The 26,106-nt window shown below is 69.2% G+C and carries 27 protein-coding genes; 16 read left to right on the top strand and 11 right to left on the bottom strand.

From position 1 onward, the window contains the following. Position 1 precedes the first annotated feature (1 nt). Complete coding sequence (locus tag QRN44_RS07385; protein WP_121293091.1) at positions 2–1,189, top strand: cobalamin-independent methionine synthase II family protein; 1,188 nt, start codon at positions 2–4, stop codon at positions 1,187–1,189. Between the two features lie 21 nt (positions 1,190–1,210). On the opposite strand, the gene QRN44_RS07380 is transcribed toward QRN44_RS07385, so the two are convergent. Next, positions 1,211–2,119 carry a cation diffusion facilitator family transporter gene (locus tag QRN44_RS07380; RefSeq protein WP_064295386.1) on the bottom strand — a complete coding sequence of 303 codons (909 nt, stop codon included), beginning with the start codon at positions 2,117–2,119 and terminating at the stop codon, positions 1,211–1,213. Between the two features lie 69 nt (positions 2,120–2,188). Further along, complete coding sequence (locus QRN44_RS07375; protein ID WP_064295385.1) at positions 2,189–2,401, bottom strand: hypervirulence associated TUDOR domain-containing protein; 213 nt, start codon at positions 2,399–2,401, stop codon at positions 2,189–2,191. A 146-nt stretch (positions 2,402–2,547) separates the two neighbouring features. Here QRN44_RS07375 and QRN44_RS07370 point away from each other — a divergent pair, with 146 nt between their 5' ends. Together QRN44_RS07370 and QRN44_RS07365 are read left to right on the top strand one after the other, a co-directional pair. Continuing rightward, positions 2,548–2,754: a hypothetical protein gene (locus QRN44_RS07370; RefSeq protein WP_285038714.1), complete on the top strand. Its 207-nt coding sequence runs from the start codon at positions 2,548–2,550 to the stop codon at positions 2,752–2,754. A gap of 50 nt (positions 2,755–2,804) precedes the next feature. Next, entirely contained in the window at positions 2,805–4,079 is a 1,275-nt protein-coding gene (locus QRN44_RS07365) for a threonine/serine exporter family protein (protein WP_079000677.1), read from the top strand. Positions 4,080–4,130: 51 nt separating this feature from the next. Here the strand turns inward: QRN44_RS07365 and QRN44_RS18595 are convergent, their stop codons facing one another. Beyond that, the gene (locus QRN44_RS18595; RefSeq protein ID WP_350310091.1) at positions 4,131–5,219 is read right to left on the bottom strand and encodes a GrpB family protein; all 1,089 of its coding nucleotides are present in this window, start codon (positions 5,217–5,219) and stop codon (positions 4,131–4,133) included. 58 nt (positions 5,220–5,277) lie between these two features. Here QRN44_RS18595 and QRN44_RS07350 point away from each other — a divergent pair, with 58 nt between their 5' ends. Continuing rightward, positions 5,278–5,862: an NADPH-dependent FMN reductase gene (locus tag QRN44_RS07350; RefSeq protein ID WP_285038713.1), complete on the top strand. Its 585-nt coding sequence runs from the start codon at positions 5,278–5,280 to the stop codon at positions 5,860–5,862. Between the two features lie 25 nt (positions 5,863–5,887). On the opposite strand, the gene QRN44_RS07345 is transcribed toward QRN44_RS07350, so the two are convergent. Next, positions 5,888–7,003 carry a zinc-binding alcohol dehydrogenase family protein gene (locus QRN44_RS07345; RefSeq protein ID WP_285038712.1) on the bottom strand — a complete coding sequence of 372 codons (1,116 nt, stop codon included), beginning with the start codon at positions 7,001–7,003 and terminating at the stop codon, positions 5,888–5,890. Between the two features lie 100 nt (positions 7,004–7,103). On the opposite strand from QRN44_RS07345, the gene QRN44_RS07340 reads away from it, so the two are divergent. After that, on the top strand, positions 7,104–7,670 hold the full coding sequence (locus QRN44_RS07340; protein WP_285038711.1) for a TetR family transcriptional regulator: 567 nt from the start codon (positions 7,104–7,106) through the stop codon (positions 7,668–7,670). A gap of 123 nt (positions 7,671–7,793) precedes the next feature. On the opposite strand, the gene QRN44_RS07335 is transcribed toward QRN44_RS07340, so the two are convergent. Beyond that, entirely contained in the window at positions 7,794–8,063 is a 270-nt protein-coding gene (locus tag QRN44_RS07335) for a hypothetical protein (protein ID WP_285038710.1), read from the bottom strand. A gap of 70 nt (positions 8,064–8,133) precedes the next feature. Then, on the bottom strand, positions 8,134–9,180 hold the full coding sequence (locus QRN44_RS07330) for a LacI family DNA-binding transcriptional regulator (RefSeq protein ID WP_285038709.1): 1,047 nt from the start codon (positions 9,178–9,180) through the stop codon (positions 8,134–8,136). 159 nt (positions 9,181–9,339) lie between these two features. On the opposite strand from QRN44_RS07330, the gene QRN44_RS07325 reads away from it, so the two are divergent. The 5 genes from QRN44_RS07325 to QRN44_RS07305 all read left to right on the top strand — a co-directional run bounded on the left by QRN44_RS07325 (position 9,340) and on the right by QRN44_RS07305 (position 15,237). Next, the gene (locus QRN44_RS07325; RefSeq protein WP_079000688.1) at positions 9,340–10,635 is read left to right on the top strand and encodes an ABC transporter substrate-binding protein; all 1,296 of its coding nucleotides are present in this window, start codon (positions 9,340–9,342) and stop codon (positions 10,633–10,635) included. Between the two features lie 76 nt (positions 10,636–10,711). Beyond that, a complete protein-coding gene (locus QRN44_RS07320; protein WP_064295793.1) occupies positions 10,712–11,629 on the top strand; it encodes a carbohydrate ABC transporter permease in 918 nt (305 codons plus the stop codon). Positions 11,630–11,631: 2 nt separating this feature from the next. Next, complete coding sequence (locus QRN44_RS07315; protein WP_350310090.1) at positions 11,632–12,555, top strand: carbohydrate ABC transporter permease; 924 nt, start codon at positions 11,632–11,634, stop codon at positions 12,553–12,555. 2 nt (positions 12,556–12,557) lie between these two features. Next, on the top strand, positions 12,558–14,534 hold the full coding sequence (locus QRN44_RS07310) for a glycoside hydrolase family 127 protein (RefSeq protein ID WP_285038708.1): 1,977 nt from the start codon (positions 12,558–12,560) through the stop codon (positions 14,532–14,534). 52 nt (positions 14,535–14,586) lie between these two features. Then, positions 14,587–15,237 carry a DUF805 domain-containing protein gene (locus tag QRN44_RS07305; protein WP_285038707.1) on the top strand — a complete coding sequence of 217 codons (651 nt, stop codon included), beginning with the start codon at positions 14,587–14,589 and terminating at the stop codon, positions 15,235–15,237. 18 nt (positions 15,238–15,255) lie between these two features. On the opposite strand, the gene QRN44_RS07300 is transcribed toward QRN44_RS07305, so the two are convergent. Together QRN44_RS07300 and QRN44_RS07295 are read right to left on the bottom strand one after the other, a co-directional pair. Next, positions 15,256–15,405: a hypothetical protein gene (locus QRN44_RS07300; RefSeq protein WP_285038706.1), complete on the bottom strand. Its 150-nt coding sequence runs from the start codon at positions 15,403–15,405 to the stop codon at positions 15,256–15,258. A 22-nt stretch (positions 15,406–15,427) separates the two neighbouring features. Then, complete coding sequence (locus QRN44_RS07295; protein ID WP_285038705.1) at positions 15,428–15,871, bottom strand: YciI family protein; 444 nt, start codon at positions 15,869–15,871, stop codon at positions 15,428–15,430. Positions 15,872–16,085: 214 nt separating this feature from the next. Here QRN44_RS07295 and QRN44_RS07290 point away from each other — a divergent pair, with 214 nt between their 5' ends. After that, a complete protein-coding gene (locus QRN44_RS07290; protein WP_064295795.1) occupies positions 16,086–16,289 on the top strand; it encodes a three-helix bundle dimerization domain-containing protein in 204 nt (67 codons plus the stop codon). Positions 16,290–16,309: 20 nt separating this feature from the next. Here the strand turns inward: QRN44_RS07290 and QRN44_RS07285 are convergent, their stop codons facing one another. Continuing rightward, on the bottom strand, positions 16,310–16,498 hold the full coding sequence (locus QRN44_RS07285; RefSeq protein WP_121293111.1) for a hypothetical protein: 189 nt from the start codon (positions 16,496–16,498) through the stop codon (positions 16,310–16,312). 188 nt (positions 16,499–16,686) lie between these two features. Between QRN44_RS07285 and QRN44_RS07280 the strand changes: the two genes are divergently transcribed. Further along, positions 16,687–17,487 carry a sugar phosphate isomerase/epimerase family protein gene (locus QRN44_RS07280; RefSeq protein WP_121293113.1) on the top strand — a complete coding sequence of 267 codons (801 nt, stop codon included), beginning with the start codon at positions 16,687–16,689 and terminating at the stop codon, positions 17,485–17,487. Positions 17,488–17,771: 284 nt separating this feature from the next. On the opposite strand, the gene QRN44_RS07275 is transcribed toward QRN44_RS07280, so the two are convergent. Next, positions 17,772–19,061 carry an HNH endonuclease signature motif containing protein gene (locus QRN44_RS07275; protein ID WP_285038704.1) on the bottom strand — a complete coding sequence of 430 codons (1,290 nt, stop codon included), beginning with the start codon at positions 19,059–19,061 and terminating at the stop codon, positions 17,772–17,774. A 338-nt stretch (positions 19,062–19,399) separates the two neighbouring features. Further along, on the bottom strand, positions 19,400–21,436 hold the full coding sequence (locus QRN44_RS07270; protein ID WP_175116749.1) for a beta-galactosidase: 2,037 nt from the start codon (positions 21,434–21,436) through the stop codon (positions 19,400–19,402). Between the two features lie 228 nt (positions 21,437–21,664). Here QRN44_RS07270 and QRN44_RS07265 point away from each other — a divergent pair, with 228 nt between their 5' ends. From QRN44_RS07265 to QRN44_RS07250, 4 genes are all read left to right on the top strand, one after another. Continuing rightward, a complete protein-coding gene (locus tag QRN44_RS07265; RefSeq protein WP_064295800.1) occupies positions 21,665–22,966 on the top strand; it encodes an ABC transporter substrate-binding protein in 1,302 nt (433 codons plus the stop codon). Between the two features lie 59 nt (positions 22,967–23,025). Further along, positions 23,026–24,012 (top strand): carbohydrate ABC transporter permease, encoded by a 987-nt coding sequence (locus tag QRN44_RS07260; protein ID WP_079000704.1) that lies wholly within the window; start codon positions 23,026–23,028, stop codon positions 24,010–24,012. A 4-nt stretch (positions 24,013–24,016) separates the two neighbouring features. After that, positions 24,017–24,919, top strand: coding sequence for a carbohydrate ABC transporter permease (locus QRN44_RS07255; RefSeq protein WP_158596641.1), 903 nt, complete (start codon positions 24,017–24,019; stop codon positions 24,917–24,919). 73 nt (positions 24,920–24,992) lie between these two features. Then, positions 24,993–26,006, top strand: coding sequence for a LacI family DNA-binding transcriptional regulator (locus tag QRN44_RS07250; protein WP_175116750.1), 1,014 nt, complete (start codon positions 24,993–24,995; stop codon positions 26,004–26,006). The last annotated feature ends 100 nt before the right edge of the window (positions 26,007–26,106 follow it).

Below are 26,106 nucleotides of genomic sequence, written 5' to 3'. Positions count from 1 at the left end.
CATGACCGACCGCATCCTGACCACGCACGCCGGGAGCCTGCCGCGCACGCCCGAGTTGACCCGGTTGCTCGTGGCGCGCGACCAGCGGCGGCCGTTCGACGTGGCCGAGCTGGAGGAGGTCACGGCGGATGCGGTGGCCTCGACGGTCGCCGCACAGCTCGCCACCGGTCTCGATCTCATCAACGACGGCGAGGTCCCGCGCGTCGGGTTCTCGACTTACGTCCTCGAACGCATCGAGGGGTTCGGCGGTGCAGGACACCGCAAGCCGACGCTCGACTCCGTGCGATTCCCGGATTACGCGGCGTTCCAGGCGAAGCAGATCGTCGAGGGTGCGGACGTCGCACGGGTGTGGGATCCGCCGATGGCTCAGGGGCAGCTCGTGTACGACCCCACGCTCGCCGGCATCACCGCCGATCTGGACGGCTTCGAGCGGGAGCTCGCCGTGCAGGCGGACCAGGGACGCACACCTGCCGGCACCTTCTTCTCGGCGGCGACGCCCGGAATCGTGTCGACCACGCTGCTGCTCGATGCCGCGAACCCCTTCTACGGCGACGACCGCGCCTACGTGTTCGCGCTCGCCGAGCAACTGCGGATCGAGTACGAGGCGATCGTCGCCCGAGGTCACGTCCTGCAGCTCGACGCCCCGGACCTCGCCATGGAACGGGTCATCCAGTTCGGTGACGCGACGCTCGAGGAGTTCCTCGCGGCCGTGGACCTGCACGTCGACGCGCTCAACCACGCCATCCGGAACATCCCCCGCGAGCAGGTCCGGCTCCACGTCTGCTGGGGCAACTGGCAGGGCCCACACCAGGACGACGTCCCGGTCGACGTGCTCCTCCCGCACCTCTACCGGGCACGGGTCGGTGCGTTCAGCATCCCGCTCGGCAACCCGCGGCACCAGCACGAAGCGACGGCGTTCCGCGAGCATCCGCTCCCCGAGGGCGCGCTCCTCATCCCGGGGGTCGTCGACGTGACCACCAACTACCTCGAGCACCCGCAGGTCATCGCGAACCGCATCGTGGAGGTCGCCGAAGCGGTCGGTGACCCGACGCGCGTCATCGCGGGCACCGACTGCGGGCTCTCCACCTTCGCGAGTTACGAGTTCGTCGCGACCGATGTCGCGTGGGCGAAGCTCGGTGCGCTCGTCGAGGGCGCTGCGATCGCGTCGAAGCGGCTGTTCGGCGCCTGAGTCCTCGGCTCGGCGTCGCGCTCAGACGGTGATCGACGGCTCGTCGCTCACCGAGAGCGTGAGCACGGCCTTGCCGATGAGGTCGTCCTGCTCGAGGTCACCCTCGAGTCGGCGGAGCTGGCGCGCGACGTCGTTCTCGCGGTCGTCGCCGACGAGGTCGACCGACGCGACGAGGAAGAGGCGTTCCGGCCCGCTGAACTCGAGGTACAGCGCCGTGACCCGTTCGATCTCCGGGTGTGACAGGAGCGCGGTGACGGTCTGTGCGCGGTACGCGGGGCTCGGTGAGGCTCCGAGGAGATAGCGCCGGTTGCGGTTGATGAGCAGCAGCGCGACCCCGCCGAGCAGGACACCGATCGCGATCGAGCCGATCGCATCCCACACCGGGTCGCCGGTCACCTGGTGGAGACCGATGCCGGCCCCGGCGATGATGAGGCCGAGCAGTGCTGCGGAGTCCTCGAAGAACACCGAGCGGAGCGTCGTGTTGGAGCCGTTCACGATGTAGTCGAAGAAGCCGCGGCCGTACTTCCTCGCCGTGCGCCGGCCCTCGAGGATCGACTGGGTGAAGGAGAAGCCCTCCAGGAGGAAGGCGACGCCCAGCACGAGGTAGCTGAGGGCGTAGTCCTCCATCGCCTCCGGTGCGGTGAGGCTCTGGATGCCGTGCTGGATCGAGACGACCGCACCGACGGTGAAGATCCCGAAGGCGGCGAACAGCGAGAAGATGTACGCGTCACGGCCATAGCCGAGCGGATGGGCGGCGTCGCGTCGCTTGTCGGCCCGTTTGTCGGCGATGAGGAGGAAGATCTCGTTCCCCGCGTCGGCCCACGAGTGCGCGGCCTCGGCCAGCATCGACGCCGACCCGGTGAGCGCGGCGACGATGGACTTGGCGATGGCGACGATGACGTTGGCCAGGAAGGCGATCACGACGGTCATGCGCCAACGCTACGCCCAGCCGGGGTGCGCCGCGTACGCCCGGACATCCGGACGACCGCGGTCAGGGCCTCAGGATTTCAGGACGCGCAGCGCGGAGCCCTTGTGGGCGGCCTTCGCGCCGGTCTTCTCCGACTCCACGATGAACGCGGGCTCGTCCTTCGATGCCGTGAAGTGCTGGCCGTCGAACTGGAAGTCCGCGGTCTTCCGCTCGACGACCTTCCCCTGCGTCCGCCCCTGCGAGGTGCCCCACGACACGCGGTCGCCCACTCGTACGTCTGCCATGCTGCCTCCTCGGCGCTCACACGCCGCGAGCGAGCGACGTGTGAGCGAGGCTGCCAGCGTGTCGGCGGCCGCACAAGCGCTTGCGCCGCGCGAGCGCAGGGGATATCCCCCGGGCTCCGCGGGCCCCGTAGGGCTAGCGTGTCCCCATGGCCTCGTTCACCCCGGGAAGACCCCGACTCGCGCTCGGCATCGGCATCGTGGCTGTCGTACTCGGGGTGGCGCTCATCCCGGTCGCCGTCGCGAACACCCACGGCGAGTACGGCTTCCATTTCTGGTGGATCGTCATCGTCCCGATCCTCGCCGGCCTGTACTTCGGTGTGGCCGGAGCCGTCGCGCTCCGCAACCGCCGCTGAGGTCCGCGTCGACCCCAGGCGTCCCTGGGATCTCGCGTACCGTTGGCGGGATGAGTGACGACGCCGCGACCGATGAGCACCGCAGGACGGCTGCGCACGCCTACAGCGCGCTCGGCTGCCTCCTCCTCGACGCCGGCACCTCCGTCACCGACGTCCGGGACTCCCTGGAGCGCGCCACGGTCGCATCGGGCGACGAGGGTCTGGCCTTCTCGGTGCTGCCGCAGCTCATCATCGTGAACGACGTGCGCACCGGTGCGGTGCTCGCGGCCGGCAACACCCACGGCGAGCTGTCGTTCCGCGGCGCGGCGCGGGCGAACCGGCTCATGCGCGAACTCGAGCTCGGACACTGGCCGGTCGGTGACCTGCCGGCCCGCATCCAGTCGATTCGGGAGACGCCGCGCCCGCATGCGTCGATGCACTGGGTGGTCGGGAACCTGCTGCTCGCGGGAGGGCTCGCGCTGCTGTTCCGCTGCCCATGGTGGGCGATCGTTGCATCGATGCTCGTCGGCGCCTTCGTCGGCCTCGTCATCACCCTGCTGGCGCGGTGGCGGGGAGCGGTCGCGATCGCCCCGTTCGTGACGGCGTTCGTGTCGACGACGCTCGTCGGGACGCTCGCATCGGCCATGGATCTCGGCCCCGTACCGCTGTTCGCCGTCTGCGCGCCGATCGCGATCCTCGTCCCCGGCGCACTCATCACCAACGCCCTGCTGGAACTGACGGCGACCGACATCGTGACGGGCTCGGCGCGCCTGATGTACGGGCTCATCGTGCTCGCCTTCATGGCGGCCGGGATCTCGGCCGGGGCGCTGCTCACCGGCCTGTCGATCGACCCCGAATCGACGGCGCTCGTCGGTCAGGTGGTCCGCGGGAGCTCGGACCTCGTCGGGTGGGAGTCGGTCCCGCCGCTGTGGTTCACGTGGATCGGTGTCGTGATGCTCGCGGCCGGGATCGGGATCGCGTTCGGCTCGGGACGCTCCCTGACGCTGCTGACCATCTGCGTGATGGCGTTGACCTACGCGGGCATCGTCCTGTTCGCCCCGCTCGTGGGGAACGCGGTCGCGACGGGGCTCACCGCCGGGCTCGTGTTCGTCGTCGCTCGCATCGTCGAGCGGTACTCGGCGGCGGTGCCGTCCAACGTCACGTTCCAGCCGGCCCTACTCATGCTCGTGCCGGGCACTGTGGGACTCGTGTCGCTCGCGACGCTCGAGGGCTCAGCGGTCACGGCGGCGCTGACGGTCTTCATCAGTCTCTGCGTCGGCGTCAAGACGGCGGCGGTCCTGACGGGGGTCGTCATCCCGCCGGTGCGTGCGACCGCCCGTCCCTGAGTCGCCCGGAAAGGTCCGAAACGGTGCCGAATTCGTACAGATTCGGGCGAGTCAGCGGCTCCGCGCTGCCCGCGCTCGCGCCTTGATCGCGACGATGACCTCGGTCTTCGCATCGGCGTAGTCGTTCATGTCGTCCCAGGGCCTCCCGAGCAGCTCCCGCTTGGTGCGCTCGTACAGCGCGCGGTCGTCGGCGTCGGACCGCAGATGGTCGCGGAGGAGGAGGTACTCGTCGATCTCCGGCGCGCCCTGCTCGTAGAGGTGCACGTGGACGTCGCGCTCCGGCGTCCGCACCATTCGATGGCGGGGCTCACGGACGCGCAGCACGTAGCCGGCGGCCAGTAAGGGGTCGAGGTAGTCCTCCTCCGCCGCGATGTCCTCCACGGCGACCACGATGTCCACGATCGGCTTCGCCGCGAGTCCGGGCACCGAGGTCGAGCCGATGTGCTCGATCACGACGGCACCGGTCCCGCCCGCGCTCGTTCCAAGGGCCTCGATGATCCGCTGCCGGTGCTCATGGTACCGTTCGGGCCACGCCGGGTCGGCGTCGTGCAGCTCGACCCGGACCGGCTCGGGGCCTCCGACCAGCTCGAGCGTCGTGATATCCGGGCGGCGGGGGCGTCGGCGCAAGCCGCTCTGGATGGCACGGATGTTGTCGCCGAGCACCCCCGAGGCCAGCAGCCCGGTGCCGAGCGGACCCGAGGAGTCCGTGCCGAGTGCCGGCAGGAGGCGGAGCGCCGACCGGACCGGGGCACTCACGTGGTCGAGCTGCCAGGCGATCTCGGCCGCGCCGGCTCCGGCCTGATGCAGCTCGGCGGCCTTCACCGCATAGGCGGCGGCGCCGAGCGCATGGGCTCCCATGTGCGCGACACCCGCAGCCTGCCCGGCCGACCACGCGGCGGCCTTGGCGGCGGGTGAGGACACCGCCTGCGAGGCCCGGTTGGCGACGAAGCGTCGGCGGATCTCCCCGGCGGTGTCGAGGTCGCCGGCTGCGAACGCGCGGGCGCGGGCGATCGCGTCACGTGGACGATCGTCGTCCGGCGCCTCCGCTTCGAACAGCGGCAGGACCCGCTCGGCGCAATCGGCGGCCCACGAGGCGACGAGACGGCGGTCGGCTTCACTGAGTGACTGCGGCGAGGGCATGTTCCACCCTCGCACACCCGCCGCGCTCACGTGTGGGCTGCCGGGCTAGCGCAGAGGGATGGCCTCCTTGAACCTGCCTGTGATCTCCTGCAGCCTCGATCCGGCGAGTCGGAGCCGGACCCTCGCTTCGGCGAGCAGCGAGCTGCTGCGCGAGCAAGGTCATGACTCGTCCGTCATCGATCTGGCCGAGATGGAACTGCCGCCGTTCGACAACGATCGGGTCTTCGAGAGCCCTGAGTTCCGTCGGCTGCATGCGTTGATCACGGCTGCCGACGGCGTCGTCCTCGCCTTCCCGGTCTACAACTGGGCACCGGCCGCGACGGTGAAGTCGCTCATCGAGGCGACCGGCGCGACCGGCGAGGACGGCAGGGTCGCCGCCTGGTTCGACAAGGTCGTGACCTTCGTCTGCGCCGCCGGCCTGCCGCACAGCTACATGGCGACAGCCACGCTCGGGCAGTCGCTCATGCTGGACTTCAAGTGCGTCATCAACCCCTACACGGCCTACCTGTCGGAGCGGGACTGGGAGGCGGCCGGCGTGCTGACAACGGATCGTGCCGAGCGGCTCGCCAAGACGATGACCGTGCACGCGGAGCTGTCGGGGCTCCTCGCCGAGCGGAAATACCGCTCGGTCTGGGAGGTGTGAGGGCCGAGCGGCACGGTCCCGCGTCTCACAACCGCACGACGAGCTTGCGGGCTGAGACGCCGCCGTGGAGGCGGTCGAGGGCCGGCTGGATCGCCTCGAGGCCTTCGCCGACCACCTCGGGAGCGGGCGCGCAGAGGTGTCGTCCGGCGGCGAGCGCACCAGGCAGGTAGTCCTCCCACAGCATCGGCCCGACCTCGTTGGTCATGAGCGAGCTACCCCACACGTACCGCGCCGAGATCCCCGCCCGTCGGGCACGCACCTGGAGTGCGACGTTGGCCGCCACGAGCCGGGTCATGGTGCGGACGAACGTCAGACTCGGGCCGGCCCGACGGGGGAGCGACCCGAACGACACCGACGGGCTCGCGAGCGCGACGCGGCGTGCCCCGGTGGCGGCGGCGACGGCGACGGCTGGTTCTGCGGAGCCGGTCCCGACGGCGAGGACCCCGACGACCGAGGAGCCATGGAGGGCGCTGACGAGATCCGCCACGACGGTCGGGCTGCGGTAGTCGAACACGAGGTCGGCACCGAGCTCGCGCATCCGGTCGTGGTTGTGCGGCGAGGCCGTGGTCGCGACCCGGTGGCCGGAGGCGACCGCGAGCTGGATGGCGTTGCTCCCCACGCTCGTCGCGCCGCCCCAGACGACGACGGTGGTCCCGGTGGGGGTGGGGTGCTCCGAGGGGTGGGGGAGCGCGAGGTGGTCTCGTTGGAAGAGGGCGGTCGCGGCCGTGGAGATCCCGAGCGGCAGGACGACGGCGTCCTCGTCTCGGAGACCGTCCGGGATCGGGGCGGCGAGATCCGCCCGCACGACGGTGAACTGCTGGAACCCGCCCTCGGCGTCATGGCGTCGACCGCGCTCCATGCCGACCGCGTACGCCACGACGCGGTCGCCCACGGCGAAGCGACGGACGTTCGACCCGACGGCGACGACCTCGCCCGCGACGTCCTCACCGAGCACGGCGGGAACCGGCAGCCACCGGTACATGAGATTCCCGGTCTGCTGCTTGACGTCGTCGAGCGGGTTCACCGCGACCGCACGGTTCCGGATGAGGAGTTCGCCCGGGCCGGGGTCGTGCATCGCGGCGGTGCCGACCACGAGGTCGGCGCGAGGTGCTGGCAGCCAGGCTGCGGTGTTCGTCGGCATGGGGTCTCCAGGAAGCATGCGGGTGGATGTCGTGATGACGACATGATGTGCCATCACTCTACACCTGACGACACGACGTGTCATCGGCTATCCTGATCGCATGGCACGCTGGGCACCCGACGCGGCTCTCCGACTCGAGAGCGCTGCGATGGCGCTGTTCGCCGAGCGGGGCTTCACGGCGACGACCGTCCCGGAGATCGCCGAAGCCGCCGGGCTCACCACCCGCACGTTCTTCCGCCACTTCGCCGACAAGCGCGACGTGCTCTTCCTCCGCGAGCGAGAGCTCCCGACCGTGGTCGGACGGCTGGTCGCTGCGGCGCCACCAGGACTCGACGCGCTCGCGCTCGTGATGTCCGGCCTCGAGACCGTGGCAGGCGGCGAGCTGCAGCGTTGGCGGGACGACATCGCCGCCCGCCGCGCCATCATCCGGTCGGAGCCGCAGCTGCGTGAGCGGGAACGGCTGAAGTCGGCGGTCCTCACCGATGCGATGCGCGATGCCCTCGCGGAGAGTGGTGTCACGTCAGCCGACGCGGCGCTCGCCGCCTCCCTCGGTTCGGCGCTCTTCGACGCCTCCCTCGAGCAGTGGCTCGCCGGACCGGACGACGTGCTCCTCGTCGACGTGCTCCGTTCGATGCGCGCCCGACTCGGCGACCTCGCGGGTAGCTAGGGCCGATCCCGGCTCCGCGTCTGCTTCTCCGGGAGCCCGACCTGCCACGGGATGAACGCCACCGCGCTGCAGACCGCGATCGCAGTGACCCGAGCAGAGAGGCTGCCGCGGGTGAACGGGTCCTCAGTCGCCGCCGCCCCCACCGCCCCCGTCTCCACCGCCGCCGGAGTCGCCACCACCGCCGCCGTCCCAACCGCCGGAGTCGGAGCCGCCATGGTGGCCACCGCCGTGGTGACCGTCGCCGCCGACGATGAACGGCATGCCGGAGTCCGACGTCGTACCACCGCGATGCTTCGACCCGCCGGCACGTCGTCCGGCCTGCACGGTGATCGTGACGACGATGACCGCGACGACGGCGAGGACCGCGATCATGGCGACGGTTGAGGTGTCCATGGCTCGACCGTAGCGATGTCCGACGGCTGTCGCATCAACCGCGCGGCGAGTATCGGGATCAGGCCGGACCTCAGCGCCTCGGGATCGTGGAACCGCGGAGGACGAGGCGGCCCGGCAGGTACTCGACACCCTGCGCGACGTCCGTCCCCTCGATCGCCTCGAAGATGCGGGTGGCGGCGAGTCGGCCGAGCTGTTGCAGGTTCGCGTCGATCGACGACAGCTCCGGCCGCGAGTTGGTGGCCAGGATCTCCCAGTTGTCGAAGCTGACGACGGCGACGTCGCTCGGGACGTCGCGCCCGAGGTCGCGGACGGTGTCGAGGACGCCGCGGGCGATCTGGTCGGAACCGGCGACGATGCCGTCGATCTCCGGGTGCTGTGCCAGCAGCATCGCCGCCGCATCGCGACCCCAGTGCTCGGTCCACTCCGAGAACATCGGCGTGCCGACGAGGTCCAGGCCCGCCGCGGTGAGGGCGTTCTGCACGCCCGTCACGCGGTCCCTGGCCGCCGCGTACTGCGGTTCACCCGTGATCATCGCGATACGGGAACGGCCGCAGGCGATCAGATGCTCGACGGCGAGGCGCCCGCCATCGCGGTTGTCGGGGGTGATGGACACGTCGGTCGGGTCGTCGGACGGCGCGTACGCGTAGACGACCGGCACTGGCAGCTTGTGGCCGAGCGAGGGGCGTGGGTCGGTGCTGCGGCCGACGACGATGATACCGTCGACGCGCCTCGTCAGCAGCGCGTTGAGGTGGTGCTGCTCGCGGATCGCGTCGCCGCGTGCATCGCAGAGGAAGACGTTGACCTGGCCGGCGCCGAACGCGTCTTCGGCTCCCATGAGGATCGGGATCACGAACCGACCCTCGAGGTCACTCGTGAGGAGCCCGACCGTGCCGGTACGCCCGTTGATCAGGCTCCGGGCGAGTTCGTTGGGGGTGAAGGCGACCTCCTTCGCGGCGTCGAGCACCCGCTGTCGGGTCTTCGGGGCGACCTCGCTCCGTCCGTTGATGGCCTTCGAGGCGGTGGCCATCGAGACGCCTGCGATCCGGGCGACGTCGCCCAAGGTCGCCGCTCGGCCGGGGGTACCGGTTGCCGAAGCACCGACATCACTGTCTGGCATTGCTCCCCCTCTTCGTTTCCGAAACGTTACCGGACTTCGCTCTTGACGCTACACCGATCCCAGGCTAGCTTTACCGAAAGGCTTTTCGATAGTTTCGAAAACCTCCCATGTACCGCCGGGCCCGACCGGTCCGCTCAACGATGAGTCAGAGGAGTCACCATGCGCAGCACGCACACCAGACGGATGCAGCGGGTCGGAGGGGTGTTGGCCGCCAGCGCCCTCCTCGTCGGCCTCGCCGCCTGTTCCTCCGGGGGCGGTGGCAGTTCCCCACTCGCCAGCGCCGGGCCCGAGGGCGTCGACGATGGATCCGAGCTCACGCTCTGGACCCGCGCCCCACTCGAGAAGCAGGCGAAGCTCCTCGTCGAGGCCTACAACGCCTCGCACGAGAACCAGGTGAAGCTCACCGTGGTCCCGAACGACGACTACGTCGCGAAGGTCGGCGCGGCGGCCGGCTCCGACAGCCTCCCCGACCTGTTCGCCGCCGACATCGTGTACGTCCCGAACTGGGTCGAACAGGGCCTCTTCCAGGACCTCACCGCGAACATCGACGGGCTCGACTTCAAGGACGAGATCAACCAGGGCCACCTCGCCGCCGGCACCGCGGACGGCAAGGAGCACGTCCTGCCGTTCGTCCTCGACCTCTCGATGCTGTTCTGGAACAAGGAGCTCTACAAGGAAGCCGGGCTCGACCCCGAGCAGGGCCCGACCACACTGGCCGAGTTCGCCGAGGACGCGAAGGCCGTTCAGGCCCTCAACAAGCCCGACACCTATGGCACCGCGACCGGCCTCAACTGCGGCGGTTGTCTCGTCTTCACCTGGTTCCCCAGTGTGTGGGCCGACGGCGAGCAGGTCATGAACGAGGAGGGCACCGAGTCCCTCCTCGCCGAGGACGGCGCCAAGGAGGTCTACAGCACGTGGGCCGACCTCTGGAAGTCGGGCGCCGTGCTCCCGTCCTCGAAGGACGAGGCCGGACCCACCTGGACCGCCGGCTTCACCGAGGGCAAGGTCGGCGTCATGCCGTACCCGGCGACGCTGCTCTCCTCCACCCCGTTCGATGTGGGCGTGTCCGGCATCCCCGGACCGAAGGGCGGCGACTCGACCTTCGTCGGTGGCGACGGGATCGGCGTCTCGAAGGACAGCAAGAAGGCCGCACAGTCGTGGAACTTCCTCAGCTGGCTGATGTCCGAGGACGCGCAGGTCGGAGTCCTCGCGAAGGACAACGACGTCGTCTCCCGCTCCGACCTCGCCGAGAACGAGTACTCGAGCAAGGACCCGCGCCTCGTGACGATCAACGAGGTCGCCTCGAAGGGCGACACCCCGTACTCGCTGAACTTCCAGGAGGCCTTCAACTCGCCGACCAGCCCGTGGCTGACGCTCGTGCGGAACGCGGTCCTCGAGGGCTCCGACACGGTCGACGCCGACAACGACGCGATCACGGACGTGCTCTCGCAGTAGTCCGATCCGCCGGTGCGCCGCCGCATCCATCACCGCGACGGCGCACCGGCACCCACTCGTCTTGAAAGGTCCACCCATGAGTACCACCCTCGCCAGACGAGGCCCGACGGACTCGGTCGGTGCCAGGAAGCGTCGCGCCGTGCACGCCCGCACCGGCTGGTTGTTCGCGCTCCCCACCGCCGTGTTCGTCATCCTCCTGTTCCTCGTCCCGCTCGGTCTCGTGTTCCAGATGGCGGCCTCCGACTGGCCGCTCCTCGGTGGCAACCAGGGGTGGAACCTCCCCGAGAACTTCCCCAAGGCGATCGACAACCGGTTCTTCCTCGACTCGGTGGTCTTCACACTCAAGTACACGGCCATCGCGACGGTCCTGCTCATCGGCCTCGGCCTCGGCCTCGCGCTCCTCGTGCAGGAGTCCAGCCGGTGGAAGGGCTTCCTCCGCACCGCGTTCCTCATCCCGAGCGCCCTCGGCCTCGCCTCGGCGTCACTCCTCTTCTACGTGCTGTACTCGCCGATCGCGGGCCCGTTCGCCGACCTCACGAAGGCCATGGGCTTCACCTTCCTCGGGACCCCGGACGCGGCGCTCTGGTCGACGGTGTTCCTCATCGTCTGGCGCTTCGCCGGGTTCTACATGCTGCTCATGCTCGTGGGCCTGCAGGGCATCCCGGAGGAGGTCTACGAGGCGGCACGGATCGACGGCGCGTCGCGCTGGCAGACCTTCCGCGACATCACCGTCCCGCTGCTGAAGCCGACCCTCGCCCTCACGACGGTGATGTGCGTCACCGGCTCACTCCTCGCGTTCGAGCAGTTCTACATCCTCACCAAGGGCGGTCCCGACAACAGCACGATCACCATCGTGCAGCTCATCTACAACGTGGCGTTCCAGGGCCCGAACAACCTCGGCGTCGCTGGCGCGCTGTCGGTCATCGTGCTCGCCGCGCTCATCGTCATCAACATCGTGCAGATCCGCGCGTTCAGCAAGAAGGTCGAGGACTGAGCATGACCATCACCCGAAAGGAACCGGCCACCGTCACCTCGACGATGCCCGACGTCCGTGGTCACGGGCGCACGCGCGGCCGCGGCCACGACGGGAAGCCGACGGACTTCTTCGGTATCGCCATCCGGATGCCGTTCTGGATCTTCACCGCGGCGCTCGCCGTGATCTTCCTCTACCCGCTCGTCTGGACCGCCGTCCGCTCGGTGTCGCCGCTCGCCGGTACGAACCAGACCGAGGGGTGGGGGCTCGGCAACTACATCACCCTCGCCGGGTACCAGGACGGGATCCTGCAGTACATCGGCAACTCGGTGTTCGTCTCGTTGCTGACCGTGATCCTCACGCTCGTCATCTCGCTGTTCGGCGGGTACGCGTTCGCAAGGTTCCAGTTCCGCGGCAAGAACGCCCTGTTCCTCGCCACCATCGCGATCCTGATGGTCCCGTACGCGACGCTGCTCATCCCGCTCTACGTGCTGCTCAACCTGGTCGGGCTCTCCAACTCGCTCGTCGGCGTGGCGCTCGTGCTCACCATGTTCCAGCTGCCGTTCTCGACCTTCATGATGCGGATCGCGTTCGAGTCGATCCCGAAGGAGCTCGACGAGGCCGCGATGGTCGACGGCTGCACGTCCTGGAGCGTGCTGTGGAAGGTCCTCGTGCCGGCCGTGAAGCCGGGGCTGATCACGGTCGGCCTGTTCGCGTTCCTCGCGGCGTGGAACGACTTCATGGCGCCACTCATCCTCATCAACGACTCGGCGAAGATGACCCTGCCGCTCGCGGTCTCGAACCTGCGCGGCCAGGTCCAGGGCGTCGTCGACTACGGCGCGACCGAAGCCGGCGTCGTGGTCCTCGCGCTGCCGTGCATCCTCCTCTTCCTCATCCTCCAACGTCACTACGTGCGCGGCTTCATGTCCGGCGCCTTCAAGGGGTAACCATGAGCACCACCACCAGCACCACGCCCACGACGCCAACGACGTCGGTGATTGTCGCAGCCCCGGTCGTCCCCACCACCGGCGCGCTCACGCCGCTCGGCCTCGACGAGGTGCGCATCACCGACGGCTTCTGGGCCGACCGCCAGCAGGTCAACGGCACGGCGACGCTGCCGCACGTCGAGCACTGGCTCGAGCGGGAGGGGTGGCTCCGCAACTTCGACCTCGCCGCCGCCGGGACCCTTCCGGAGGGGCGCCGCGGACGCGAGTTCGCCGACTCCGAGGTCTACAAGTACCTCGAGGCCGTCGCGTGGGAGCTCGGACGGCTCGGCGGTGACGAAGCGCTCGAGTCGCGGTTCCGCGCGATCGTCGACCGGGTCGCCGCCGCACAGGAGGCCGACGGCTACTTGAACACCCGCTTCGGTCGCCCGGGTCAGGGTGAGCGTTGGTCGGATCTCGAGTGGGGGCACGAGCTGTACTGCCTCGGCCACCTCTTCCAGGCGGCCGTCGCCCGGGAGCGGACGAGCCCGGGCTCCGACGACGGGCTCCTCGGGATCGCGACGCGGGCTGCGGACCTCATCTGCGAGGTCTTCGGCACCGACGGCATCCAGTCCGTGTGCGGGCACGCCGAGGTCGAGGTGGGGCTCGCAGAGCTGTCACGGGTGACGGGCGAGCCGCGCTACCTCGAACTCGCGTCGCTGTTCGTCGAGCGTCGCGGCACCGGCGTGCTCCAGGACATCGAGTGGGGCCGCGCGTACTTCCAGGACGACGTGCCGATCCGCGAGGCGGAGGCGTTGCGGGGCCATGCGGTCCGCGCGAACTACCTCGCGGCCGGTGCCACCGACGTCGCGGTCGAGCACGGCGACGACGGCCTGCTCGACGCGCTCCGCGGCCAGTGGGACCGGACGATCGCGCGCCGCACCTACCTGACCGGCGGTCAAGGATCGCACCACCAGGACGAGGCGTTCGGCGAGGACTTCGAGCTGCCGTCCGACCGCGCGTACTCCGAGACCTGTGCGGGCATCGCATCGATCATGTTCAGTTGGCGGCTGCTGCTCGAAGACCGCGACGTCCGCTACGCCGACCACATCGAGCGCGTCCTGTACAACGTCGTCGCGACCTCGCCGTCGGCCGCCGGCACCGCGTTCTTCTACGCCAACACCCTGCACCAGCGCACGCCGGGGGAGTCGAGTCCGGACGACGAGGTGTCGCCGCGGGCGTCGTCCTCCGAGCGTGCGCCGTGGTTCGACGTGTCGTGCTGTCCACCGAATGTGGCCCGGACGCTCGCGAGCCTGGCGGCGTTCGTCGCCACGAGCGACGACCACGGCGTGCAGATCCACCAGTTCGCGTCGGCGACGATCGACACGGTCATCGACGGCGAGCACGGCGGGCGCTTCCGTGCGGAACTCGCGACGGACTATCCGCGATCAGGCGTCGTCACCGTGCGCATCGTGGAGGCGCCGAACGGACCGGTGACCGTCTCGCTGCGCGTGCCGTCGTGGGCTGATGACGCGGTGGTGACCGTCCGACCCGTCGACGGTGCCTCCGTGGATCGTGCCGTCACCCCTGGTTACGCCGACGTCGAGCGGTCCTTCGTCCCCGGTGACGTCGTGGAGCTGACGTTCAGCGTCCGTCCGCGGGTCACCCTGCCGGATCCTCGCGTGGACGCCATCCGTGGCAGCGTCGCGATCGAGCGCGGACCCGAGGTCTACTGCGTCGAGTCGGTGGACCTCCCGGGCGGTGACGAGACGATCGCCCGCATCGAGGTGGGGGAGGGTGTCGTCCCCGTCGAGGACGCGGACGGTCGGCTGTCGATCGAGCTGCGCACCCGGAGTCTCGCCGACACCGCCTGGCCGTACGGCGACGCCTTCGTCGCGACGGGAGCCGACGAGACGTTCACCGCGAGCATCGCGCCGTACCATTCCTGGGCCGAGCGCGGGCCGTCCACGATGCGTGTCTGGATCCCGATCGCCCGGGCGTGAGGGCGGAGCGCGTCATACTGGTGTCTCGTCGACCAGCGATCCGGAAGCAGCCATGACGTATCCTCCGAACCCTCAGGTCCCTTCTGGCCAGCCGCCGTATGGCCAGCCGCCGTATGGCCAGGCACCCTACGGCCAGGCTCCGTACGGCCAGCCGCAGTGGGTCGCGCCCCCGCCCCGGGGCGCCAGCTCGCCGGACGACCTGACGCTGCCGCTCTATGGGGCGACGTTCCGTCAGGCGACCAAGCGGTTCTTCAAGCAGTACGCGAACTTCTCGGGTCGTGCATCGCTCAGTGAGTACTGGTGGAGTTCGCTGCTGACGACGCTCCTGATGCTCGTCCCGACGCTGCTGATCACCGTCGGCGCGATCATGACCGCTGTCTCCGCGGCGGCGGCCGCTGCAGAGGAGCGAGACCTGTCGGGGAGCGGATACGACTTCGCGGACCCTGGGCCCATGGGGTTCGGCGTCCGCGTCCTGCTCATCGCCGGCGTCGTGCTGCTGCTCGTCGCCTGGGTGGCGCTCATCGTGCCGAGTCTGGCGATCGCCTGGCGGCGCCTGCACGATGCAGGTTTCCCCGGCCCGTACTACTTCCTCACCCTCGTGCCGTCGGTCGGGAGCATCATCGTCCTCGTCCTCATGCTGCTGCCGTCGAAGCCCGAGGGGCAGCGCTTCGATCGTCCGGCGCAGGTGCCGTCCGCGCGCTGACACCGCAGCAGACGAGCCTCACTGCGGTAGTGCGGCGACCTTCCGCAGCAGGACCTCACGCTCGCGGTCGTTCGCTGTGAGGTGCGCGGCGGTCAGGAGGTCCGAGCGCGCCTCCGCCTCCTCGTCGTCGTCCGCCGTGCCGATGCCGGTCCTGCCGGCGCCGGTCATGTCCGTCTCGCGTCGGTCGTGCTCAGGCAGGGTCGGCCGACGGCTTCGCCACACCTTCCTGCGCCCGCCACTCCTTCTCCTTCCGGAGGTACTCGTTGTCTGCGTGGTCGGCGAAGTCCGTCTCGTCGGTCACGCGGCGCACCTCGATCTTGTTACCGGGGCCGAGCGGAGCGCGGCTCGCCCATTCGATGGCCTCCTCGCGCGTGGCGACCTCGATGGTCCAGAACCCGTTGAAGAGCTCGTGGAGTTCGCCGTAGGGGCCGTCGGTGACGATCGGCGCCTCGGTCGTGAACTCGACGACGGCACCCTGCGCGGCATCGGTGAGGCCGTCACCGCCGACCATCACGCCGGCGTCGATCATCGACTCGTTGTAGGCGCCCATCGCGTTGATGACCGCTTCGAAGTCCATGTCCTCGAGCTTCTCGACGGACCCGCTGTTGCGCATGATGAGCATGTATCTCGACATCGTCTTCTCCAGTCGTCAGGGGCGCCGATCGCCCGCCTCACTCTGACGTCGAACGGCGAACACGGAGCTCGACATCGCGGTCAGAATATCCTCGGCGGGTGCCCGAGGGGGAGGGTGAACGGAGCGCGGCGGTCAGGTGTCCGGCCGGAGAACAGCGGCGGACGGACGTCGAAGTTCACAGCCCAGGCAACAACTGTGGGTCGATACTGGGTCCATGGCAACTGAGATCGACCACGAAGAGATCATCCGTCAGCTCACCGCGAAGTTGAGCGAGAAGTACTCGGGGGTCGATTCCGCTCGGATCGGTGAGCTCGTGCGCGAAGAGGTCAGCGCGCTCGCTGAGCGTCCGGTCCAGGATTACGTGACCGTCCTCGCCGAGCGTGCGGTCAAGAAGTCGCTCAAGCGCTCCGAGAAGTAGCGGTCCCGCCTCGGGTCGGACTACGGCCGGTCGGGTCTGCTCGTCAGCGCCTCGATCGCGACCACGATGACGATGCAGACGACGAGCAGGGTGAACACGTTCGGGTTCAGGGTCAGCGCATAGACGACGACGGCGACCAGGACCAGGACACCGATGATGACGATCGCACGGCGTGGTGATCTCCGCCTCGTCCGGTCCAGGTCTGCCATGGTGCCCCCTCGCTGATGGTCGGTCGAATCTCCAGACTATGAGTGCCCGGCCACCCGCGCGTCCAGTCTCAGTCGGTAGACTCACATCGGGTACTTTTGTCGACGAGTCGACAGAAGCGGTTCCGTGCCGTGTGAGACAGGCGGGGAAGCGTCCGTCGGTGCCCGCCCGAAGCTACGAAGGAGTACCCATGAGCGCACCGTCCGTGCAGCTGTACACCGTCCGCGACGCCATCGCCGAGGACCTGCAGGGCGCCGTCGCCCGCATCGCCGAGATCGGCTTCACGAAGGTCGAGCCCTACGCGTTCGTCGAGCGCGCGGCCGAGTTCGAGACCGCCTTCGCCGCCGCCGGCGTCACGGCCCCGTCCGGCCACGCGCCTGTCATCGACGCCGCCGACCCGGCGGTCGCGTTCGACGCGGCGTCGCGGCTCGGGATCGGAACGGTCATCGACCCGTTCATCCCCACCGACCGCTGGCAGACCGCCGACGACGCCGCACGTCTCGCCGAGCGCGTCAACGAGCTCGCCGTCCAGGCGGCGGCGTCCGGCCTGAAGTTCGGCTACCACAACCACAACTGGGAGTTCTCGACCCACGTCGACGGGCGCTCGATCTTCGAGCTCTTCGTCGAGCAGCTGTCGCCCGAGGTCGTCCTCGAGATCGACACCTTCTGGTCGACGGTCGGCGGAGCGGACACCCCGGCGTTCCTCCGTTCGCTCGGGGACCGCGTGCAGTTCCTGCACATCAAGGACGGCATCATCTCCGGTGACATCGCCACCGCGCTGCCGAGCAGCGAGAGCGCCCTCGTCGTGCCCGACGCGCTCGCCCAGGCGTTCGCGAACCAGCAGCCCGCGGGTCAGGGCCAGGTCGACATCCCGGCGATCCTCGCCGCCGCACCGCACGCGACGCGTGTCGTGGAGTTCGACGGTTACAGCAAGGAGATCTTCGGCGGCGTCGCCGAGTCCTACGCCTGGCTCGCCGAGAACGACAAGTAGGCGCGCAGCACCTCGACAGGCTCGGTGACCGGGGCCCCGTTCCCTGAGCTGCGCCGCACTGAGTCTGTCGAGGTGTCGAAGGGCCCGCGGGGATGCGTGTTCTAGGCGTGGACGAGTGTTCGGGGGCACTTCGACAAGCTCAGTGACCGAGACACCCGTTCCCTGAGCCTGTCGAAGGGCCCGCGGGGATGCGTGTCCTGGCCGTGGAGGTGTGTTCGGGGCACTTCGACAAGCTCAGTGACCGGGGTCGGCTCGGTGACCGGGGTCGGTTCGGCGGCCGGCACTCAGAACGGCGGGACCGCGTCCGGTTCCGTGCGGTGTCGCCTGCCGTCGGGTGTGGTCCACTCGAGGACGCCATCGGGGCGATGGTCGAGAGACCACCCGGGTAGATGCTTCAGTCGGTGGTGATGTCGGCAGACGCACGCCAGATTGCCGACACTCGTGGTGCCTCCCTCGGCCCAGGCGACGGAGTGGTCGAGATCGCACGCCCGAGCCCGTCTCCCGCAACCCGGCGCGCGACAGGTGACGTCGCGGAGGCGGACCGCTCGCTGCAGATCTGCCGGCACGCGGTACTGCTGCCGCCCGACCGAGACGACCGCGCTCGTCTCCGGGTGCGTGAGCACCCTCGTCATCGAGGGCGCGTTGACCGCGAGCCGCGCCGCGGTCTCGGGGTCGATCGGGCCGTAGCTGTCGAGGGTCGCCGGGGCCTCGCTCAGCCCCAGGAGGCTGAGCACGGGCACGGTGAGGTTCACCGTGGGCTGGATGTCGTCGAGCACCTCCACCGGCCGGGCGATCGGTGAGCGCCGGCCCTCGGGGTCGGTCTGGTCGGCCGAGGTGGTACCGCTGATGCAGAGCGAGCCGAGCGCGTCGGCGCGCAGCTGCTGACAGGTGCGGTCGTCGTCCGTCAGGTGGGCGGCACCGACGAGCGTGTCGAGGCGTTCTCCGATCGCGACGGCGACGGGCGCCGTGGTGAACAGATGAACCCACGCCATGCCGTCTGCTGCAGGCTCGATCTCCACCCGACGGTCGGCCTCCGACCTGGCCGCCCGCACGGTGATGGACTCCGGGTGCAGTCGCTCGCGGAGGGTGCGGGTCTGGTGCTGCAGTCGTGCGACGGTGGACTGCTCCGCGATGGAGAGGACCGTTTCGAGGAACGCGGCTCGCCCGTGCACCGGGATGTCTTGGAGCTGATCGGTGATGGTCCGCGCGTGCCGGCTCGAGATGCGACCGTCCTCCAGCGCGCGAAGGACATCCGGGGCATCGGCGACGAGCCGTTCGGCATCGCCGGTGGCTCGATGCAGGGTCTGCTCGGAGGCACGCGTCGCCATGGCGAGCGTCGCACAGGTGGAACGACGGATGAGCGCCTTCCGCTGTGCGGGCGTCTCGTCGTGCGACACGAGGCTGTCCGCCATGGCGTCGGCCAGGGCTGCCGACCTCGCGAGGAGACGAGCCTCCCGGGCGTCGAGTGCTGCACGCTCGCGCGCGATGCCGGCGAACTCGTCGGACAATTGCGCGAGGCGCTCTTCGAAGACGTCCACCGCGCGCACCGGGAGGGTGGTGGAGGTCTCGGTCATAACTCCAGTCCACCACGGACCACTGACATTCGAGATGGTCAGTTGACGAGGCTCTGACGGATTCGACGAGCGGTCGGGATGTGGAGCGGGGTCGCACTTCGACAGGCTCAGTGACCGGGTGTGTGGCTCAGTGACCGGGTGTGTGGCTCAGTGACCGGGACCCCGGTCCCTGAGCTTGTCGACGCGTGCGACTGATGAACGGAGACCCGGTCCCTGAGCCTGTCGAAGGGGGCGACTGATGAACGGAGACGTGGTCCCTGAGCTTGTCGACGGGTGTGATTGGTGAACGGGAATCCGGTCCCCGAGCCTGTCGACGGGCGCCTGAGCCCGCTCCTCGCTCAGCCGCCGAGCGGGGTCCGGATCACGCGGAACGCACCCGCCGGGATGACCACCGCACCCGAGACCACCGGCTCGCCCGTCAGGAGCTCGACCGCACCGGTCGTCGTGAGCTGCGCATCCTCGTCGCCATGGTTGATCGCGATCGTGAACGACGCCTCCTCGCCCCAGCGGGTCACGATCTCCAGCCCGAGCGGCGGTACCGGCGGCGCGTCGACGGCTGCCTGCTCCAAGGCTTCGGACAGCAGCTCCGACAGTCCGGCCTCGTCGAGCTTCGTGGAGACGTACCAGGCGGTGCCGGCGCCGAACCGGTTGCGGGTCACCGCGGGCTGACCGGCGGCGGGGCCGGTGACGTAGCCCGACACGGCCTCGGCTCCCTCGAGCACGATGTCGTCGCTCCAGCTCGAGCCGGTCCGTCCGTCGTCCAGCTGGACGGTCTCTCCCTCGTGCAACGGCAGGAACTCCGGGACCGAGAGGCCCAGCACCCGACGGAACGCTCCCGGTGCGCCACCCTCCCAGACGGCGTCGTGCTCGTCGACGACGCCCGAGAAGTACGACACGACGAAGGCGCCGCCGCCCTCGACATACGCGGTGAGGTTCTCGGAGGTCTCGCGGTCCGCCAGGTACAACGACGGGGCGAGGACGAGGCGGTAGCCGCTCAGGTCGTCGTGCGGGTGCACGAAGTCGACGGTGACGCCAGCCCGCCAGAGGGCGGCGTAATAGGCCTCGACGCGCTCGCGATGGTCGAGCTCGACCGACGGGCGCCACTCGAGGTCCTGGGCCCAGAACGACTGCACGTCCCAGAGGATCGCGACCTCGCTGCGCACCCGGGAGCCCACCAGCTCGTCCAGTTTGCCGAGGTCGTGACCGAGCGCCATGACCTCACGCCAGATGCGACTCTCCGTGCCGGCATGGGGGAGCATCGCCGAGTGGAACTTCTCCGCGCCGTACCGCGAGGCGCGGAACTGGAAGTAGAGGATCGCGTCGGCCCCGCGGGCCAGGTGGCTGGCGCTGTTGCGGGCGAGTTCGCCTGCGCGCTTCGCGATGTTGCGCGGCTGCCAGTTCACCGCCGAGGTGGAGTGCTCCATGAGGATCCACGGGTCGCCGCCGGCGAGTGAGCGGGTGAGGTCCGAGTCGAGCGCGAGCAGGATGTGGTTGTCCTCCCGCTCCGCGACGAGGTAGTAATCGTTGGCGACGATGTCGACCTCGCGGCTCCAGGCCCAGTAGTCGATCGAGCGACAGTTCGTGGCCATGAAGTTCGTCGTCACCGGGGTCTCCGGTGCGTACCGCTTAATGATGTCGCGCTCGGCGACGTAGCACTCGAGCAGGATGTCCGAGGTGTAGCGGGCGAAGTCGAGTCGCTGCGTCTGGTTGACGACGGAGGCCGAGACGCGCGGTGCGTCGATCTCGTCCCAATCGCCGTAGTCCTGCCCCCAGAAGCGGGTGCCCCAGGCGGCGTTGAGTGCTTCGATCGAGCCGTAGCGCCGCTGCAACCACGCCCGGAAGGCGAGCACCGAGCCGTCGGAGTAGTCCTCGCTGATCGGTGCGCCGTACTCGTTGTGCACGTGCCAGAGGACGACGGCCGGGTGTGATCCGTAGCGGGCGGCGAGCTGCTCGGTGATCGCGGCTGCGGCGCGACGGTAGGCGGGGGAGCTGGGGCTCGCGATGCCGCGTGAGCCGTGGCCGAGCCGCAGTCCCTCGCGGGTGACCGGGTGGGCCTCGGGGTGGCGCTTCCAGAACCAGGCCGGTGGCACCGTCGTCGGCGTCGCGAGGTCGACCGAGATGCCGGCCTCGTGCAGCAGACCGATGATGTCGTCGAGGAAGCTGAAGTCGTATTCGCCCTCGCGCGGTTCGAGGACCGCCCAGGAGAAGATCCCGACGCTCACGAGGTCGACACCGGCCGCCTGCATGAGGGCGATGTCCTCGAGCCAGGTCTCCCGCGGCCATTGTTCGGGGTTGTAGTCGCCGCCGTAGCGGAGGCCGGTGGTGCCGGGGATCCAGGTGGCCCGTGCGGTGAGCGGGTCGAGCTCGATGGTCATGCTGCGTCTCCTGTGACTCAGTGGGCCGAGAGCGGATCCGTTCGATCGCCTGGCTGTGTGCGCTCCCAGTTCTATCACAGACTCAGGCGACAGGTCTCGCAGGATTTTCGATGTTGACAACGTGAAACGGTTGTGAATAACTGTAACCGCTCACAGGTACAACGACGTTCTCCATCGAAGCGTCGCTGCCCCGCACCAGAGCGCCCCAGCTTTCGACAAGGAGGACGAATGCGCAGCACGCTTCGCCACATCGGCATCGCCACGGTCGCCACGACGGCCCTACTGCTCTCCGGATGCTCGGCATCCTCGGGCGGCACGGAGTCCGGCCCCGTCAAACTCACCTACTGGGCCTGGGCGCCCAACCTCGAGCAGGTCGTGGAGCTGTGGAACGAGGACCACCCCGACATCCAGGTGGTCGTGCAGAAGCAGGACGGTGGCGACCCCGCCATCACCAAGCTGCTCACGGCCATCAAGGCCGGCAGTGGCGCTCCCGACCTCATCCAGGCCGAGTACCAGAAGATCCCGACGCTCGTGGCGTCCGACGCGCTCGCCGACATCTCGAAGCAGGGCGCAGCCGATCTCAAGGACGACTTCTCCGACGGCGTGTGGAACTCGGTCACGCTCGGTGGCGATGCGGTCTACGCCGTCCCGCAGGACTCCGGCCCCATGATGGCCTACTACCGCACCGACATCCTCGACAGCCTCGGCCTCAGCGTGCCGACGACGTGGGACGAGTACGCACAGGTCGCCCGGGCCGTCCACCAGGCCGACCCGACGAAGTACCTCGGCACCTTCTCCGCGAACGACGCCGGCTGGTTCGCCGGACTCGCGCAGCAGGCGGGTGCTTCGTGGTGGTCGATCGACGGCGACAGCTGGGGAGTCGACATCGACGCCGGCCCGACCGAGCAGGTCGCCTCGTACTGGGGCGGACTCGTCGAGGAGGGCGCGATCGACAACAAGCCGATGTACACGCCCGAGTGGAACGCCGGGCTGAACGACGGTTCGCAGGTCGGTTGGATCTCCTCCGTCTGGGCACCCGGCGTCCTCGGCGGCAACGCCCCCGACACGGCCGGCAAGTGGACCGCGGCCGAGCTGCCGCAGTGGGACGCCTCGAAGCCCTCCAACGGCAACTGGGGTGGGTCGTCCACCGCGGTGACGACTCAGTCGAAGCACGCCGAAGCCGCGGTCGAATTCGCCACCTGGTTGAACACCGACCCGAAGGCCGTCGCCGCGCTCGCCGACGTGTCCGGGGTCTACCCGGCCGCGACGAAGGTCGCCGCCGACGCCCTCAAGACGTCGCCCGAGTTCTTCAGCCAGCAGAGCGACTTCTACGACATCGCGTCGAAGGCCTCCGAGACCGTCGCGCCGTTCACCTACGGCCCGAACGTCAACGTCGCCTTCAGCGCCTACAACGACGAGTTCGCGAAGGCGGCCGAGGCGAAGACCGCACAGGCGTTCTCCGACGCCGTCGCCGCGATGCAGTCCATCACCATCGACGACCTGAAGAAGAGCGGCTTCTCGGTCAAGTAGTCCCACGGGGCCGGCTCATCGAGCCGGCCCCGCTCCCGCCCTCGACCCAAGGAATCGGCATGGCTGCACCATCCGCGCTGGACACGATCCGGCCCACCCAGGATCCACCGACAGGCTCGCGCCCGCCGGCCCGATCGCGCAAGAACCTGAAGAGTCGGGTGCTCATCCCGTACGCGATGCTCGCCCCCGGCATCATCCTGTTCCTGGTGTTCATGGCCGCGCCCATCGTCTACACGCTGTTCCTGAGCTTCCAGAAGAAGCAGGTCACGGGGCTCGGCCTCGGCTCCGGTGCTCGCACGACGGCCTTCGCGGGCTTCGAGAACTACCTCGGTGCATTCAACGACCCGGAGTTCGCGGCGAGTGTCGGACGCGTGCTGCTGTACGGCCTCATCCTCATCCCGTGCATGCTCGGACTCGCCCTGCTCTTCGCCCTGCTGCTCGACTCCCGTCGCACCCGGGCGGTCTCGTTCTCGCGCATCTCGATCTTCCTGCCGTACGCGGTGCCCGCGGTGATCAGCTCGCTGCTCTGGGGCTTCCTCTACCTCCCGGCTGTGAGCCCCTTCTACGCGATCTTCGACAGCCTCGGCTGGGACGCCCCGGAGATCCTGTCCTCGGGGACCATCATCTTCGGCATCGCGAACATCGCCCTCTGGGGTGGCGTCGGCTTCAACATGATCGTCATCTACACCTCGCTGAAGGCCGTGCCGAGTGAGATCTACGAGGCCGCCCGCATCGACGGCGCGAGCGAGATCCAGATCGCACTGCGGATCAAGATCCCGATCGTCGCCCCAGCGCTCGTCATGACGGCCCTGTTCTCGATGGTCGCCACCCTGCAGGTGTTCGCCGAGCCGACGACGTTGCGGCCGCTCACGAACAGCCTCTCCACGAGCTGGTCGCCGCTCATGCTCGTCTACCGCGACGCGTTCACCCGTGACGACATCTACTCGGCCGCCGCGACCTCGATCATCATCGCCGTCGCCACCTTCATCGTCTCCTTCCTCTTCCTCCGGGTCGTGCAGAAGCGAGCCTTCGGTCAGGAGGACTGACACCATGACCACGCTTCGAATCGACCGACCCGCCGGTGCGCGACGCCGCGAACGCGCCGGCAGCACGACCATGCGCTCCGACCGGCCCAGCGGCATCTCGACGGGCATCCTCATCCTCGGCGCGATCTACTGCCTCTTCCCCGTCTTCTGGGTGCTCATGGCATCCACGAAGAGCAGCGGCGAACTGTTCTCCACCTTCACGCTCGTGCCGAGCACCCATCTGTTCGACAACATCGTCGAGCTGACCCAGTACCGCGACGGACTCTTCTGGCGCTGGATGGTGAACACCGCGCTCTACGCGGGCATCGGTGCGATCGCCTCCACGTGGGTCTCCGCGATCTCGGGCTACGTGCTCGCCAAGTTCGACTTCCCGGGCAAGCGCACCGTCTTCAGCATCCTGCTCATGGGCGTGCTCGTGCCGGGGGTCATCCTCGCGATCCCGCAGTACTTCCTGCTGGCGAACGTCGGGCTGACGAACACCTTCTGGGGTGTGCTCCTGCCGCAGATCATCAGCCCGTACGGCATCTACCTCGCCCGCATCTACGCGGCCGCAGCGGTGCCGACCGACGTCATCGAGGCGGCCAGGACGGAGGGCGCGGGCGAGTTCCGCATCTTCGGACGCATCGCGATGCCGATGATGCTGCCCGGACTCGTCACGATCTTCCTGTTCCAGTTCGTCGCCATCTGGAACAACTTCATGCTGCCGTACATCATGCTCGGCGACGACTCGCTGTTCCCGATCACCGTCGGCCTCAACGGGCTGCTCAACCAGGGGGCCTCCGCCCCCGCGCTGTACACCCTCGTGATCACGGGTGCCCTGCTCGCCATCGTGCCACTCATCCTGATCTTCCTCATCCTGCAGCGCTTCTGGCGGGTGGACCTCGCGGCCGGTGCCGTGAAGGCATGAGCCGCCGTGGCCCGCACGGTGGCAGCAGAAGGTGCCGCCGTCGTGCGCGAAGCCTCAGCACTAGGCTGACGGGATGACCACCGTCCCGTCCCGTCGGCGCCCGACGATCGACGACGTCGCGGAGGCCGCCGGTGTCTCCCGCGGCACGGTGTCGCGGGTGCTGAACGGCGGGCGTTGGGTCAGCCAGGACGCGAAGGCGGCTGTCGACGCGGCGATCCGGAAGACCGGCTACCGCGTGAACCCGCACGCGCGGAGCCTCGCGACGAACCGCACCGGATCGGTCGCGTTCCTCCTCACCGAGGACCACCAGCTGCTCTTCGAGGACCCGAACTTCTCGATGCTGCTGACGGGGGCCGCGCAGGCGCTCGCCGAACGGCAGCTATCGCTCGTGCTCATCATGGCGGGCAGCGCTGCCGAGCAGGAGCGCGCGCTCGCCTACATCGAGGCGGGTCACGTCGACGGCGTGCTGCTCGTCTCGGCGCACAGCGGACAGCGGCTCATCAGCGACATCGTGGACTCGAAGGTCCCGGCCATCGCGTGCGGCATCCCGCTCGGGTTCCAGAAGCGCCTCGGGTACGTGGCCGCGGACGACCTCGAGGGCGCCCGCGAGATGGTGGCGCACCTGCGTGGGCTCGGCCGGACGCGGATCGCGACGATCGCCGGACCCGAGGACACCCCGGGCGGCGTCACACGACTCGAGGGCTACCGGCTCGAACTCGGCGAGGCGTTCGACGACCGGCTCGTCCGGCACGGCGACTACGGCCGTGCGAGCGGTGAAGCGGCGATGAGCGCGCTGCTCGAGGCCGATCCGACGATCGACGCCGTCTTCGTGGCCAACGACCGCATGGCCGCCGGCGCCATCGACGCTCTGCGTACCGCCGGCCGACGCGTGCCGGAGGACGTCGCCGTCGGCGGCTTCGACGACTCGAGCATCGCGGTCGGCACCGATCCCGCCCTCACGACGATGCGTCAGCCGTTCGAGCGGATCAGCGCCGAGATGGTGCGACTGCTCCTCCAGGTCATCGAGGGCGAGCGGCCCGCGGCGATCACGCTCCCGACGGAACTCGTGGTCCGCGACTCGGCGTAGCGCGGGCGGCGTTCCGGTCCCTGCACTTCGACAAGCTCAGTGACCGAGTGGGGCTCGGTGACCGAGTGGGGCTCGGTGACCGAGTGGGGCTCGGTGACCG

The organism is Plantibacter sp. lyk4-40-MEA-4 (genome assembly GCF_030209415.1).
Taxonomy (GTDB): Bacteria; Actinomycetota; Actinomycetes; order Actinomycetales; family Microbacteriaceae; genus Plantibacter; species Plantibacter flavus_A.
Note: the sequence above shows the minus strand (reverse complement) of the source record. Positions and strands in the feature narration are given on the sequence as shown.